The following is a 13,471-nucleotide window of genomic DNA, read 5'->3' on the forward strand; positions in this document are numbered from 1 at the left end:
ACGCTTCCTTTGTACTCACCCTCTCGGGCTTTCCTCCGGGCTTTTCCCTTCGGTCTTGCGTTTCCGACTCTATCAGATCCTTTTCTCGATCCGATTCCCTGTCGGCGGGACGTCTTGGGCTTTCTCGCTTTCGCTCGTCGGCCTTTCGACATTCACTACGTTAGCCGATCCTCTCGGTAACTCATAATCGAGTCTCCGTGAGTTCGAATTCAGGCATGCGGACATGACGAATTCGATCCCGCTGAGGGATGTTGCTAGGTAGTGGGTTGGCCGCTCCCGGCTCTCGGCGAGTGCCGTACCGGGTCAAGCGGCTTGGGCTACGTTACGCACCTTCCAGGGGAGCGTCAACTTGAGCGGCGGCGGGAAACGTGGGCCCGATAGGGGCTCACCGTCGGGTCGCCGGAGATCCAGAACCGCCACGGGTGGACGGCGCCGTCGCCCGATACCCCGGTGCGGGGACCGCTGTTGACCTGGTCGGAGGGGACGGGCGTACCGGTGAGGGCGCGCAGCGGGGTGTCCTCGGGGGTGCACGCGTCGGTGCCGTCGAGGGACCGGTCGATGTCGAGGGCCGTCGCCAACCGGGCCGGGCCTTTGGCGAGTTCTTTGTCGTTACGGGCCGATAGTCGACGTTTGCGGGCCAGTTCGGCGCCTTCCAGGAGCTGGCCGGCGCGCAGCAGGACGGCGCTCGCCTCGCCGTCGGGGCCGCAGACGAGGTTCATGCAGTGCCACATGCCGTAGGTGAAGTAGACGTACACATGACCGGGCGGGCCGAACATCACGCCGTTGCGGGCGGTGCGGCCGCGGAAGGCGTGGGAGCCGGGGTCGTTCTGGCCGTCGTACGCCTCCACCTCTGTGATGCGCAGGACGATCGGGCCGTCCGGGGTCGTGCGGACCAGGTGGCGGCCGAGGAGGTCGGGGGCGACCTCCAGGACGGGGCGGTCGAAGAAGGTCCTGGGGAGGGGCGTACGGTCGGGGCTCGCGATCATGGCCGTCGAGCGTAGTGCAGTCGGGGTGCGCGCCGGGGTGGTGTCCGAAAGCCCCGGTTGCCAGGGTGGGGTACGGAACCGGACGTGGCCTGAACGCGTTGGAAGAGATCAAAGGCCCGGTCAACCGGTCGTAATCAACGAGGGAGAGTCATGGCGTTCAAGAAGCTGCTCGCGAGCCTGGGTGCGGGCGGGGCGTCGGTGGAGACGGTGCTGACCGAGGTCAACGTCGTACCGGGCGGGGTCGTACAGGGGGAGGTGCGGATCCAGGGCGGGTCCGTGAACCAGAACATCGAGGGGCTGTCGATCGGCTTGCAGGCCCAGGTCGAGGTCGAGGGGCAGGACTCGGAGTACAAGCAGAACATCGAGTTCACGAAGGTCAGCCTCGGCGGCGCCTTCGAGCTCCAGGCGGGTGCGGTGCACGCGGTGCCGTTCGGGCTCGAGATCCCGTGGGAGACGCCGGTGACGACGATCGCCGGGCAGCCGCTGCGCGGGATGCACATCGGGGTGACGACGGAGCTGGCGATCGCGCGGGCCGTCGACTCCAGCGACCTCGACCCGATCAACGTCCACCCGCTCCCGGCGCAGCAGGCGATCCTCGACGCGTTCACGCAACTCGGCTTCCGGTTCAAGAACGCCGACATGGAGCGCGGGCACATTCGCGGGACGCGCCAGAAGCTGCCGTTCTACCAGGAGATCGAGTTCTTCCCGCCGTCGCAGTACCACGGCCTGAACCAGGTCGAGCTGAGTTTCGTCGCCGATGAGAACGCGATGGACGTCATCCTCGAAATGGACAAGAAGCCGGGCCTCTTCAGCGAGGGCAGCGACACGTTCCGCTCGTTCCAGGTGGGGCTGCGCGACTTCCAGGGGACCGACTGGGCGGCGTACCTGAACCAGTGGCTGGCCGAGGTCGGCAGCAAGCGGAACTGGTTCTAGGCTCGGGGCTCCGAGGAACGACGTATTCAGACGTACTTCAGGAGGTACCGAGGTGTCCGAGCTCAAGCGGCGGCCTCTCCCCCACGACTTCCACCCGCCCGTCCCGGCGTTCACGGTGACGAGTGAGGACGTCGCGGAGGGTGCCACGCTCAAGGCCGACCAGGTCTACGCCGAGGGGAACGTCTCGCCGCAGCTGCGGTGGGAGGGGTTCCCGGCGGAGACGAAGAGCTTCGCGGTGACGTGCTACGACCCGGACGCGCCGACGGGCAGCGGGTTCTGGCACTGGGTGCTGTTCGACATCCCGGCGTCGGTGACGGAGCTGCCGGCCGGTGCGGGCACGGGCGAGTTCAAGGGACTGCCCGAGGGCGCCGTACATGTCCGCAACGACTACGGGACGCGGGACTTCGGTGGTGCCGCGCCGCCCGCGGGGGACGGGCCGCACCGGTACGTCTTCACGGTGTACGCGGTGGACCAGGAGAAGCTCGGTGTCGACGGGGACGTCTCGCCCGCGTACGTCGGGTTCAATCTGCGGTTCCACGCGATCGGGCGGGCGCAGCTGATCGGTGAGTACGAGGTGCCGGCCGGGAGCTGAAGTTCACCCGACGTTTGTCCGCCTCTGGTCTTGGAAGTGATCAGGGGCGGGCATTTTTTATTGCGTTGTCCATCTCGGCGTGCCCGTCCAGAGTTGATCCACGCCCGCCGGGGAGCGGGCCGATGCGCACGGGAGGTGGGCTGGATGCGGGACACGCTGGTGCTGAACGCGAGCTTCGAGCCGCTGTCTACGGTGACGTTGAACCGGGCCGTCGTTCTGGTGCTCCAGGACAAGGCCGTCGTCGAGCAGGCCCACCCCGAGCTGCGTATGCGGGGCGCCGAGGTCGACATACCCGCGCCGCGGGTGATCAGGCTGTGCCGGTATGTGCGGGTGCCGTTCCGCAGACGGGCGCCCTGGTCCCGTAGGGGGGTGCTGGTGCGGGACCGGCACCGGTGCGCGTACTGCGGGCGCAGGGCGACGACCGTGGACCATGTGGTGCCGCGGGCGCAGGGTGGCCGGGACTCGTGGCTGAACACGGTGGCGTCCTGCGCGGAGGACAACCACCGCAAGGCGGACCGGACGCCGGAGCAGGCGGGGATGCCGTTGCTGCGGGAGCCGTTCGAGCCGACTCCGGCCGACGCGATGCTGCTGTCGCTGGGGACCGAGGGTTTTCGGGCGTTGCCGGAGTGGTTGAGCTTGGACGCGGCTTAGGCCGTAGGACGGCGATGGGGGCGCACCTTCCTGAGAAGGTGCGCCCCCATCGCCGTCCCGGAGAACGCCTCAGTCGATCTGCGGCTTCTCCCGCTTCTCCAGGTTGCCGCCGCCGTTGTCCGAACCGCCTCCGCCGCCCAGGCCACCGAGGCCGCCCACCGCGCCGGAGAGGCCCTTGAGGGCGTCGCCGATCTCGCTGGGGACGATCCAGAGCTTGTTGGCGTCGCCCGCGGCGATCTTGGGGAGCATCTGGAGGTACTGGTAGGAGAGGAGCTTCTGGTCGGCGTCGCCGGCGTGGATGGCCTCGAAGACCGTGCGGACGGCCTGGGCCTCGCCCTCGGCCTTGAGGGCGGCGGCCTTGGCCTCACCCTCGGCGCGCAGGATCTGGGACTGCTTCTCGCCCTCGGCGGTGAGGATGGCGGCCTGCCGGGTGCCTTCGGCGGTGAGGATCGCGGCGCGCTTGTCGCGGTCGGCGCGCATCTGCTTCTCCATCGAGTCCTGGATGGAGGTGGGCGGCTCGATCGCCTTCAGCTCGACGCGGTTGACGCGGATGCCCCACTTGCCGGTGGCCTCGTCGAGGACGCCGCGCAGGGCCGCGTTGATCTCCTCGCGGGAGGTGAGGGTCCGCTCCAGGTCCATGCCGCCGATGATGTTGCGCAGCGTGGTGACGGTGAGCTGTTCGATGGCCTGGATGTAGGAGGCGACCTCGTACGTCGCGGCGCGGGCGTCGGTGACCTGGTAGTAGATGACCGTGTCGATGTTGACGACCAGGTTGTCCTGGGTGATCACCGGCTGCGGCGGGAACGGGACGACCTGTTCGCGCAGGTCGATGCGGTTGCGGATGGTGTCGATGAACGGGACGACGATGTTGAGGCCCGCGTTCAGTGTGCGTGTGTAGCGGCCGAAGCGCTCGACGATCGCCGCGCTCGCCTGTGGGATGACCTGGATCGTCTTGATCAGGGCGATGAAGACCAACACCACCAGGATGATCAGAACGATGATGACCGGTTCCATCGTGCTCCCCGTACCCTTCTCCGCCTCGGCGCTTTCCGACGATCTTATGGGTGCCGACTGGCTGTCGACGATCATATGGGTGCAGAAGATCTTGCCGGTCGAGTGTGGCAGACCTTCACATAACTCGCGGGTCGTTCAGTTCAGTTGGGCCCGGGCGCCGGGGTTCACAGGACGATCGCCGTAGCGCCTTCGATGTCCACGACGTCCACCTCCTGGCCGGGTTCGTAGGCGCGGTCGGTGTCCAGGGAGCGGGCGGACCAGACCTCGCCGGCGAGTTTGATGCGGCCCCCCGCGCCGTCCACGCGCTCCAGGACGACGGCCTGCCTGCCCTTGAGCGCGTCGATGCCGGTGGGCAGGTGGGGGCGGCTTCTGCTGTGCCGGTTCGCGATGGGGCGTACGACGGCGACGAGCGCCACCGAGACGATCACGAAGACCAGGACCTGGCTGACGGCGCCGAAGCCGAGTCCGGCCACGACGGAGGCGGCGATCGCGCCGACCGCGAACATGCCGAACTCGGGCATGGTCGTGATCACCAGCGGGATTCCGAGCGCCGCCGCGCCGACGAGCCACCACACCCACGCGTCGATGTTCACAAGGTCAATGGTAGGTCCGCGAGGTCGGCGCGGACAGGGTGCGTGCCGGTCAGGAGAGCGGCAGTCCCTGGGCCGTCCAGCGGTCGCCGACCTGCTCGACGACGAGGGGGAGGCCGAAGCAGAGGGAGAGGTTGCGGGAGGTGAGTTCGAGCTCGACGGGGCCCGCGGCGAGAACCTTGCCCTGACGGATCATCAGGACGTGGGTGAAGCCGGGGGCGATCTCCTCGACGTGGTGCGTGACCATGATCATCGAGGGGGCGATGGGGTCGCGGGCGAGGCGGCCGAGGCGGCGTACGAGGTCCTCGCGGCCCCCGAGGTCGAGTCCTGCGGCGGGTTCGTCGAGGAGGAGGAGTTCGGGGTCGGTCATCAGGGCGCGGGCGATGAGGGTGCGCTTGCGCTCGCCCTCGGAGAGGGTGCCGAAGCGGCGGTCCAGGTAGTCGCTCATGCCGAGGCGGTCGAGGAAGGCGCGGGCGCGGAGTTCGTCGACGTCCTCGTACTCCTCCTGCCAGCCGGCCGTCATGCCGTAGGCGGCGGTCAGGACGGTCTGGAGGACCGTCTGGCGCTTGGGGAGCTTCTCCGCGAGCGCGATGCCGGCCATGCCGACGCGGGGGCGGAGTTCGAAGACGTCCGTGCCGGGCTTGCCGAGGGTCTCGCCGAGGACGGCGACCGTGCCGGCGCTCGGGAAGAGGTACGTGGAGGCGAGGTTGAGGAGGGTCGTCTTGCCGGCGCCGTTCGGGCCGAGGACGACCCAGCGCTCGCCCTCCTTGACCGACCAGGAGACCTGGTCCACCAGCGACCGGCCCTCGCGGACCACCGATACGTCCTGAAGCTCCAGAACATCGCTCATGAGCGCGTTGTCTCCCCTTGCAGTGTGGCCGGTCTCGGTCGTCGCGTGCGCCAAGTGGTTCGGCGGCCGTGCGCGGGTGGGCGCGGCCCCTTCGGGAAAATCTACGCCACTGGTCCGGCGGCCTGTTCCATCGGTCCGGTCCTTAGGCTGGGGGCATGCTCACGGAACCGCGCGCTGGTCGCCTCGCCGCTTGGGGAAATGCCCTGTTGGCCGGACTTGTCTCTCCGGACGACGCTGTCGTCGCCGTCGTCGGGGAGGACGCGGTGCATCGGGTCGAGGGGCTGCCCGGGGAGGCGGCGCCCGTCGGACTCACGCTGGCGCTGGGGCGGTTGAGGGCGCTCGGGGTGCGGGGGCTGCGGGTCGCGCTGCCCGCGCCGGGGCATCCGCTGGGGCTCAGCGGGCCGCCGGAGTTCAACGCGCGGGCGCTGGAGGCGGCGGAGGCGGTGGTCTGCCACGGCGCCGCTCTCGGGCTGGTCCCGGAGGTCTTCGAGGCGGGGCCCGCCGGGGACGTCCACACCGAGGTGACCTGGCACTGCCTGCCGGTCCGCGAGGCGCCGCCGGCCGATGTGCCGTCACTGGGCGAGGCGGAACGGGAGTTGGCCGAGGCCCTCCGGGAGGCTACGGCCGTGCTGTCCCGGCTCGACGTCGCCGGTTCCGGTCCTGTCGCCGAGGCCGCGATCGACGCCTACCGCGCACGCGCGGAGCGGGGGCGTGAGCTGCTGGCGCCGGGCTATCCGCCCCGAGCCGTACGGGTCCTCGAACTCGCCCAGCGCGTGGGCCTGTTGGTCTCCCTCGCCACGGAGAACGGACACGGGGGCGCGGTGAGCGCGTCCGAGATGGCGGCACGAGGGGCAGCCCTGCGACCGGTGGAACGAACGGCCCGGCGAGCGCTGGTGGCGGCGTACAACGCGTATATGGAGGAGCGGGAGCGGGGCTGAGGACGGCGGGGGGGGAGACGACGCCGGAAGCTTCTCTGGCGCGAGCGCGGCGCTGGAGTTCTGCGAGGGGCGGGGTTGAGACGGCTGCGGGGCCCCATCCGGGAGGTGGGGCCCCGTGCTGTGTGAGAAGAGGTGACGTCAGTCGTTGACGCCCGTGTTGCCGAACGCGGGGTTCAGCAGGCCGATGACGTTGACCGAGTCGCCGACGACGTTGACGGGGACGTGGACCGGGATCTGGCCGACGTTGCCGGAGCCGACGCCCGGGGACTTCACGGCAGCGCCCTCGGCAGACGAGTCGGCGACGGCGGCACCCGCGGAAGCACCGGCGGCGATACCGGCGACGGTGAGGGCCACGGCGGCCTTCTTGGCGATGTTCATGAGAAGCGTTCCTCCTGCGTTTGCGTAACCGACCCGGCCGCGGGTCGTGCGCTGTCCAACGCGGGAGCGGTCATGAACGGCACGGGATCCGGTCGTAAGTGCGCCCGTTCGGATCATTGGAGCGACGGGACGATCAACTGACGGGCCGTTGGTAGGACTTCAGCGGTTGATGCCGAGGTTGCCGAACGCGGGGTTCAGCAGGCCGATGACGTTGACGCTGTTGCCGACCGCGTTGACCGGGACGTGCACCGGCACCTGGATGACGTTGCCGGAGACGACGCCCGGGGAGCTGTGGGCCTCGCCGAAGGCAGCCGCCCCGGAGCCGCCGTCGGTCGCGGACGCGAGACCGGCACCGGCGGCGACCAGCCCACCGGCCACCATCGTCACTGCGGCGGCCTTCTTCAGGTTCTTCACTTCGCAAGCCCTCCTGGCGATTGACCACGACGGTCGCCGTGGCACGCAGGGAGAACGGCGCACCCCCGGCAGAGGGTGCGCCATGTGGGTGACATTCCCACGACAGTATGAATCTCGGACTGGAACTGATCCCTCCGCCTACGGCTCCCGTACGCCCCTCGACCAGCCCCTTCTCACCCCGTCACGCCGTGCCGCACGGCCCACAGCGCGGCCTGCGTGCGGTCCGCCAGGTCGAGCTTCATGAGGATGTTCGAGACGTGCGTCTTGACGGTCTTCTCGGACAGCACGAGCGCCCGCGCGATCTCCCGGTTGGACCGCCCGTCGGCGATGAGCCCGAGGACCTCCCGCTCGCGCTCGGTGAGCGTCCCGCCCCTCCCCTGCCCGCCCGGCGACTCGTCCTGGGAGAGCAGCGCCCCGGCGACCTCGGGCTGGAGCAGGACGTGTCCGGCGTGCACGGAGCGGATGGCGCCGGCGAGGGCGTCGGGGTCGACGTCCTTGTAGACGTATCCGGCGGCGCCCGCGCGCAGGGCGGGGACGACCGTCCGCTGCTCGGTGAAGCTCGTGACGATCAGCACGCGCGCGGGGTTGTCGAGGTCGCGGAGCTTGCGCAGGGCCTCGACGCCGTCCATGCCGGGCATCTTGACGTCCATGAGGACGACGTCGGGGCGCAGTTCCTCGGCGCGGGCGACGCCCTCTTCGCCGTCCCCGGCCTCGCCGACGACCTCTATGTCGTCCTGCACCTCCAGGAACGTACGCAGTCCGCGGCGGACGACCTGGTGGTCGTCGACGAGCAGCACCCTGATCGGCTCAGCCACCGGGGACCTCCATCTCGATGACGGTGCCCTGGCCGGGCGTGGATGTGACGGTGAGGCGACCGCCGACGCCGCTGGCGCGGTCGCGCATGGAGACCAGGCCCAGGTGGCGGCCGGCGCGGCGGACGACGGCGGGGTCGAAGCCCTTGCCGTCGTCCCGGATGCGCAGGACGGTGCCGCCGTGCCGCTCGTGCTTGTCCAGGCTGACGTCCACGCAGGCCGCCCCGGAGTGGCGCAGGGCGTTGTGGAGGGCTTCCTGGGCGACGCGCAGGAAGGCTTCCTCCTGGGCCGCGGGCAGGGCGCGCACGCCCCGGGCGGCGAGGGTGACGCGCGCGGTGTGGGCGCGGTCGAGGACCTGTATCTGGGTGCGCAGGGTGGCGACGAGGCCGTCCTCGTCGAGGGCGGCGGGGCGCAGCTCGACGACGGCCGCGCGCAGTTCGTCGGCGGCCTCGGCGGCGAGGGCGGCGACCTGGTGCAGCTCGCCCTTCGCGCGCGCGGGGTCGCGGTCGACGAGGGCGGCTGCGGCCTGGGCGGTGAGGCGCAGGGAGAACAGTTTCTGGCTGACCGCGTCGTGCAGCTCGTGGGCGAGGCGGGAGCGCTCCTCGGCGATGGTCAGCTCGCGGCTGCGTTCGTACAGGCGCGCGTTGGTGAGGGCGATCGCGGCGTGCTGGGCGAGGATCGCGAGGAGGTCCATGTCCTCGTCGGTGAATCCGCACTCGCCGCGGGTCCTGGGGCAGTTCTTGTTGGCGAGGAAGAGGATGCCGACGACGTCGTCGCCGTTGTGGATGGGCAGGCCCAGGAAGTCCGACATCTCGGGGTGCGCCTCGGGCCAGCCCTCGAAGCGGGGGTCCTCGCGTACGTCCGCGAGGCGCTCGGGCCTGGCCTCCTTGAGCATCGCGGCGAGGATGCCGTGCTGGCGCGGGAGGGGGCCGATGGCCTTCCACTCCTCGTCGCTCACGCCGTCGACCACGAACTGGGCGAATCCGCCGTGGTCGTCCGGCACGCCGAGGGCGGCGTACTGCGCGTCGAGCAGTTCGCGCGCGGAGGCGACGATCGTCTTGAGGACGTCGCGCACCTCCAGGTGCCTGCTCATCGCCAGCAGCGCGGCGCTCACCGCCGCCAGCCCTGACCTGGGACCTTGACTCATGTCCTCACGGTACCGGCGGGGTGTGACAGCGCGGATCGGACCGGTGACGGGCACGGGGGTCGGGCGGTGGTCCTAGGGCTGAGGTCGGGGGCGGTGGCGCCTGGGCGCGAAGGAGCGTCACCGTTCGCGTTGCTCCAGCAACTCCTGGTGAGACTGTTACGCGTCCGATGTGAGCCCGCACATAGGACCCATATCACCTACGAAGGTGAATAGGAGATAAACAGGGACCACCTGAACGGGAACGACTGGGCGCTATGGGGTGATTTGCCCACCCCGAGTCCACTACCCGGCATCGTAGGTCACACCTTTGCCCAGCCATTTTGCTGCCGCTAAGAATGGCTCCCGTCGCTCAGCCCCGCGTCCCCCGACGGACATTCCGAGCGACCTCCCCGCACATCGAAGAGGTCACCCGCCATGCCCAAGAACACGCACAAGATCGCGATAGCCGGCGCCGCCACCCTCGGCGCCGCGGCCCTCGCCTTCGCCGTCGTGCCGGCCGACGCGCAGACCACCACGAGCGAGGCCGCCCTCCCCGCGAACGTCGCCTACCGCACGGACGCGAAGACGGGCGTGACGGACCAGTTCTCCTCGGCCGGCTCGAAGATCGAGGCCATCGCCGCCCAGAAGAAGGCGCAGGCGAAGGCCCAGGCCGACGCGGTCGCCAAGGCCGCAGCCGCCAAGAAGGCCGCCGCGGAGAAGGCCGCGGCCGCGAAGAAGGCCGCCGCCGACCGCGCCGCGAAGAAGGCCGCGAGCCGCTCCGCGCAGCGCGCCGAGATCAAGCAGATCGCCGTCAAGACGTACACGAACAACCTCGACGGCTGGATCCGCAACGCCCTCGACATCATGGACCGCAAGGGCATCCCGGGCTCCTACAACGGCCTGTACCGCAACATCATCCGCGAGTCCTCCGGCAACCCCTGGGCGATCAACAACTGGGACAGCAACGCCGCGATGGGCATCCCGTCCAAGGGCCTGCTCCAGGTGATCCAGCCGACGTTCAACGCGTACCACGTCTCCGGTACCTCGACGAACATCTACGACCCGGTCGCCAACATCACCGCCGCCGCCAACTACGCGGCGCACCGGTACGGCTCGATCGACAACGTCAACAGCGCGTACTGAGCACACCGCACACAGCGAGAGGGCGCCCCCTGCACACAGGGGGCGCCCTCGTCGTCGTACTCAGGAGCTACTTGCGCATGACCTCCGGCTCGTGCCTGCGCAGGAAGCGGGCGACGAAGAAGCCGCAGATCACGCCGAGGGCGATCAGGGCGGCCATGTCCATGCTCCAGGCGCCGACCGTGTGCTCCCAGAGCGGGTCGGTGCTCTCGCCCTCCTTGGGCGGGCTGATCCGGTTGAAGTCGAGGGTCGCGCCGGCGGCGGCGACGGCCCAGCGGGACGGCATCAGGTACGAGAACTCGTTGACGCCGACCGAACCGTTCAGCGTGAAGAGGCAGCCCGTGAAGACGACCTGGATGATCGCGAACATCACGAGCAGCGGCATCGTCTTCTCGGCGGTCTTCACCAGCGAGGAGATCACCAGGCCGAACATCATCGAGGTGAACCCGAGCGCCATGATCGGCACGGACAGCTCGACCAGCGTCGCGGTCCCGAGGACCAGGCCCTTCGCGGGGATCTCGCGGCTGGAGAAGCCGATCACGCCGACCAGCAGGCCCTGGAAGACGGTGATCATGCCGAGCACGAACACCTTCGACATCAGGTACGCCGAGCGGGACAGGCCCGTCGCGCGCTCCCGCTCGTAGATGACCCGCTCCTTGATCAGCTCGCGGACCGAGTTCGCCGCGCCCGCGAAGCAGGCGCCGACCGCGAGGATGAGCAGGACGGTGGTCGCGGTGCCGTTGGGAACGATGCGTCCGCTCTGCGCGTTGACCCCATTGGGAAGGAGGCCCTTGTCGGCGTCGATCAGCAGGCTGACCGCGCCGAGCACGGCGGGGAGGATCACCATGAGAGCGAGGAAGCCCTTGTCGGACATGATGACCGAGGAATAGCGGCGCACCAGCGTGCCGAACTGACTCAGCCACCCCTGTGGCTTCGGCGGTTTCATCGCCTGCATCGCCGGGACCTGTACGGCCTGCGGGGCGACGGCGTCGAGGTCCGCGGCGTACATCTGGTAGTGCTGCGAGCCCTTCCAGCGCCCGGCCCAGTCGTAGTCGCGGTAGTTCTCGAAGGCGGAGAAGACGTCGGCCCAGGTGTCGTAGCCGAAGAAGTTGAGCGCTTCCTCGGGCGGGCCGAAGTAGGCGACCGAGCCGCCCGGCGCCATCACGAGCAGCTTGTCGCAGATCGCCAGCTCGGCCACCGAGTGGGTGACGACGAGGACGGTGCGGCCGTCGTCGGCGAGGCCGCGCAGCAGCTGCATGACGTCGCGGTCCATGCCCGGGTCGAGGCCGGAGGTCGGCTCGTCCAGGAAGATCAGCGACGGCTTGGTGAGCAGCTCCAGAGCGACGGAGACGCGCTTGCGCTGGCCACCGGAGAGCGAGGTGACCTTCTTCTCCTTGTGGATGTCCAGCTTCAGCTCGCGCAGCACCTCGTCGATGCGGGACTCGCGCTCGGCGGCCGTGGTGTCGGCCGGGAAGCGGAGCTTGGCCGCGTACTTGAGGGCCTTCTTGACCGTGAGTTCCTTGTGCAGGATGTCGTCCTGCGGGACCAGGCCGATGCGCTGGCGCAGCTCCGCGAACTGCTTGTACAGGTTGCGGTTGTCGTACAGCACCTCGCCCTGGTCGGCGGGCCGGTAGCCGGTCAGCGCCTTGAGCAGCGTCGACTTGCCGGAGCCCGAGGGGCCGATGACCGCGATCAGCGACTTCTCCGGGACGCCGAAGGAGACGTCCTTCAGGATCTGCTTGCCGCCGTCGACCGTCACCGTCAGGTGCCGCGCCGAGAACGAGACCTCACCGGTGTCGACGAACTCTTCGAGGCGGTCGCCGACGATCCGGAACGTCGAGTGGCCGACGCCGACGATGTCCGCCGGGCCCAGCAGGGCCGTACCGCCCTTCGGGATCGGCTGGCCGTTGACGTACGTGCCGTTGTGCGAGCCGAGGTCGCGGATCTCCATGCGGCCGTCGGGCGTCGAGCGGAACTCGGCGTGGTGACGGGAGACCTGGAGGTCGGAGACGACGAGTTCGTTCTCCAGGGCGCGGCCGATGCGCATGACGCGGCCGAGCGCGAGCTGGTGGAACGTGGTCGGGCTGCGGTCGCCGTAGACCGGCGGCGCCCCCGCGCCGACGCCGGGGCCCTGCTGCGGGATGTGCGCGGCGGGCTGCTGGTTCCAGCCGGCGCCCTGGGCGGCGTACGGCTGCTGTTGCAGTTGCTGTTGTTGCTGGTGCTGTTGCTGTTGCTGGGCGAACTGCTGCTGCGGCTGGGCCTGGTGGGCCACCGGGACCTGGGCCGCCGTCAGGTTCAGGCGGGGGCCGTCCGTCGCGTTGCCGAGGTGGACGACGCTTCCCGGGGCCAGGTCGATGCGCTGGATCCGCTGGCCCTGCGTGTACATGCCGTTCGTGCTGCCGTGGTCCTCGATGACCCAGCTCCGGCCGTCGAAACTGACCGTGGCGTGCCGCCAGGAGACCCTGGCGTCGTCGAACACGACGTCCCCCTGAGGGTCGCGTCCGAGTGTGTATGCCCTGGACGGATCGAGCGTCCAGGTACGTCCGTTTGCTTCTAGTACGAGTTCAGGCACTCCATGCCCCACTGAGTTGTCCCCCGATATGCCCCTCATCCAGAGGGAGTCTAGGGATGTCGAACATCGGGGGGAACTATTTCAGTAGCGGCCCCCTGACCGAAAGTCGGGCCTTGCCAGGGGTGGTCGGAGGTTGTTCGGGAGTTGTTCGCGGCTTGTGAAGACGGCGTCCACGCGGCTTCGTCGACGCCGTTGACGGGGTGGAAACCCGCCCCGAGAGTGGTAAACGCACGCGAGGGGGACAGACGCGGCGGATCGGGGGGTCTGCATGGGTGCGGGGACGGGTGCGGGGAGCGTAGGACGAACGCCGTACAGGCGGGGTACGCCGTGGGGAGACGCCCTGTTGACCGCGGTCGCCGCGGTGAGCTGGGCGTTGATCGGGATGGCGGGGGTCGCGGCGCTCGGGCTGCATCTCCTCCAGGCCGATTCCGCCGGGTCGCTCGGGCCGATGACCGCGGCCGTCGTGGCGCTCGGG

General features: G+C 69.6%; 14 protein-coding genes and 1 pseudogene. 6 read left to right on the forward strand and 9 right to left on the reverse strand.

What is annotated here, in order from left to right; genetic code table 11:
* Nucleotides 1-344: 344 nt before the first annotated feature.
* Complete coding sequence (locus tag AOK24_RS09340; RefSeq protein WP_055719586.1) at nt 345-986, reverse strand: DNA-3-methyladenine glycosylase; 642 nt, start codon at nt 984-986, stop codon at nt 345-347.
* Between the two features lie 150 nt (nt 987-1,136).
* Here AOK24_RS09340 and AOK24_RS09345 point away from each other — a divergent pair, with 150 nt between their 5' ends.
* The 3 genes from AOK24_RS09345 (at nt 1,137) to AOK24_RS09355 (ending at nt 3,162) form a co-directional block, all read left to right on the forward strand.
* Nucleotides 1,137-1,919 (forward strand): sporulation protein, encoded by a 783-nt coding sequence (locus AOK24_RS09345; RefSeq protein ID WP_055719587.1) that lies wholly within the window; start codon nt 1,137-1,139, stop codon nt 1,917-1,919.
* Nucleotides 1,920-1,971: 52 nt separating this feature from the next.
* Nucleotides 1,972-2,511, forward strand: coding sequence for a YbhB/YbcL family Raf kinase inhibitor-like protein (locus AOK24_RS09350; protein WP_055719588.1), 540 nt, complete (start codon nt 1,972-1,974; stop codon nt 2,509-2,511).
* 144 nt (nt 2,512-2,655) lie between these two features.
* Nucleotides 2,656-3,162 carry an HNH endonuclease gene (locus AOK24_RS09355; protein ID WP_055719589.1) on the forward strand — a complete coding sequence of 169 codons (507 nt, stop codon included), beginning with the start codon at nt 2,656-2,658 and terminating at the stop codon, nt 3,160-3,162.
* A gap of 69 nt (nt 3,163-3,231) precedes the next feature.
* Here AOK24_RS09355 and AOK24_RS09360 read toward each other — a convergent pair whose 3' ends face one another.
* From AOK24_RS09360 to AOK24_RS09370, 3 genes are all read right to left on the reverse strand, one after another.
* Complete coding sequence (locus AOK24_RS09360; protein WP_055719590.1) at nt 3,232-4,176, reverse strand: SPFH domain-containing protein; 945 nt, start codon at nt 4,174-4,176, stop codon at nt 3,232-3,234.
* A gap of 164 nt (nt 4,177-4,340) precedes the next feature.
* Nucleotides 4,341-4,769: an NfeD family protein gene (locus tag AOK24_RS09365; RefSeq protein ID WP_055719591.1), complete on the reverse strand. Its 429-nt coding sequence runs from the start codon at nt 4,767-4,769 to the stop codon at nt 4,341-4,343.
* A 49-nt stretch (nt 4,770-4,818) separates the two neighbouring features.
* Nucleotides 4,819-5,616 carry an ABC transporter ATP-binding protein gene (locus AOK24_RS09370; protein WP_055719592.1) on the reverse strand — a complete coding sequence of 266 codons (798 nt, stop codon included), beginning with the start codon at nt 5,614-5,616 and terminating at the stop codon, nt 4,819-4,821.
* Nucleotides 5,617-5,771: 155 nt separating this feature from the next.
* Here AOK24_RS09370 and AOK24_RS09375 point away from each other — a divergent pair, with 155 nt between their 5' ends.
* Nucleotides 5,772-6,554 carry a hypothetical protein gene (locus AOK24_RS09375; protein WP_055719593.1) on the forward strand — a complete coding sequence of 261 codons (783 nt, stop codon included), beginning with the start codon at nt 5,772-5,774 and terminating at the stop codon, nt 6,552-6,554.
* A gap of 138 nt (nt 6,555-6,692) precedes the next feature.
* Here AOK24_RS09375 and AOK24_RS09380 read toward each other — a convergent pair whose 3' ends face one another.
* From AOK24_RS09380 to AOK24_RS09395, 4 genes are all read right to left on the reverse strand, one after another.
* Nucleotides 6,693-6,932: a chaplin gene (locus AOK24_RS09380; RefSeq protein ID WP_055719594.1), complete on the reverse strand. Its 240-nt coding sequence runs from the start codon at nt 6,930-6,932 to the stop codon at nt 6,693-6,695.
* A gap of 159 nt (nt 6,933-7,091) precedes the next feature.
* Nucleotides 7,092-7,346 carry a chaplin gene (locus tag AOK24_RS09385; RefSeq protein ID WP_055719595.1) on the reverse strand — a complete coding sequence of 85 codons (255 nt, stop codon included), beginning with the start codon at nt 7,344-7,346 and terminating at the stop codon, nt 7,092-7,094.
* A 173-nt stretch (nt 7,347-7,519) separates the two neighbouring features.
* Nucleotides 7,520-8,161 (reverse strand): response regulator, encoded by a 642-nt coding sequence (locus AOK24_RS09390; protein ID WP_055719596.1) that lies wholly within the window; start codon nt 8,159-8,161, stop codon nt 7,520-7,522.
* The gene (locus AOK24_RS09395) at nt 8,154-9,305 is read right to left on the reverse strand and encodes a GAF domain-containing sensor histidine kinase (protein WP_055719599.1); all 1,152 of its coding nucleotides are present in this window, start codon (nt 9,303-9,305) and stop codon (nt 8,154-8,156) included. Before AOK24_RS09395 ends, AOK24_RS09390 begins: the two co-directional genes overlap by 8 nt.
* A gap of 414 nt (nt 9,306-9,719) precedes the next feature.
* Here AOK24_RS09395 and AOK24_RS09400 point away from each other — a divergent pair, with 414 nt between their 5' ends.
* Complete coding sequence (locus tag AOK24_RS09400; RefSeq protein WP_055719597.1) at nt 9,720-10,427, forward strand: transglycosylase SLT domain-containing protein; 708 nt, start codon at nt 9,720-9,722, stop codon at nt 10,425-10,427.
* Nucleotides 10,428-10,494: 67 nt separating this feature from the next.
* Here AOK24_RS09400 and AOK24_RS09405 read toward each other — a convergent pair whose 3' ends face one another.
* Nucleotides 10,495-12,996 (reverse strand): ABC transporter ATP-binding protein/permease, encoded by a 2,502-nt coding sequence (locus AOK24_RS09405; protein WP_206191168.1) that lies wholly within the window; start codon nt 12,994-12,996, stop codon nt 10,495-10,497.
* Nucleotides 12,997-13,264: 268 nt separating this feature from the next.
* Between AOK24_RS09405 and AOK24_RS50410 the strand changes: the two are divergent.
* Nucleotides 13,265-13,471: pseudogene (locus AOK24_RS50410) on the forward strand (streptophobe family protein); the annotation flags it as partial.

Source organism: Streptomyces niveiscabiei (assembly GCF_001419795.1).
Lineage (GTDB): Bacteria > Actinomycetota > Actinomycetes > Streptomycetales > Streptomycetaceae > Streptomyces > Streptomyces niveiscabiei.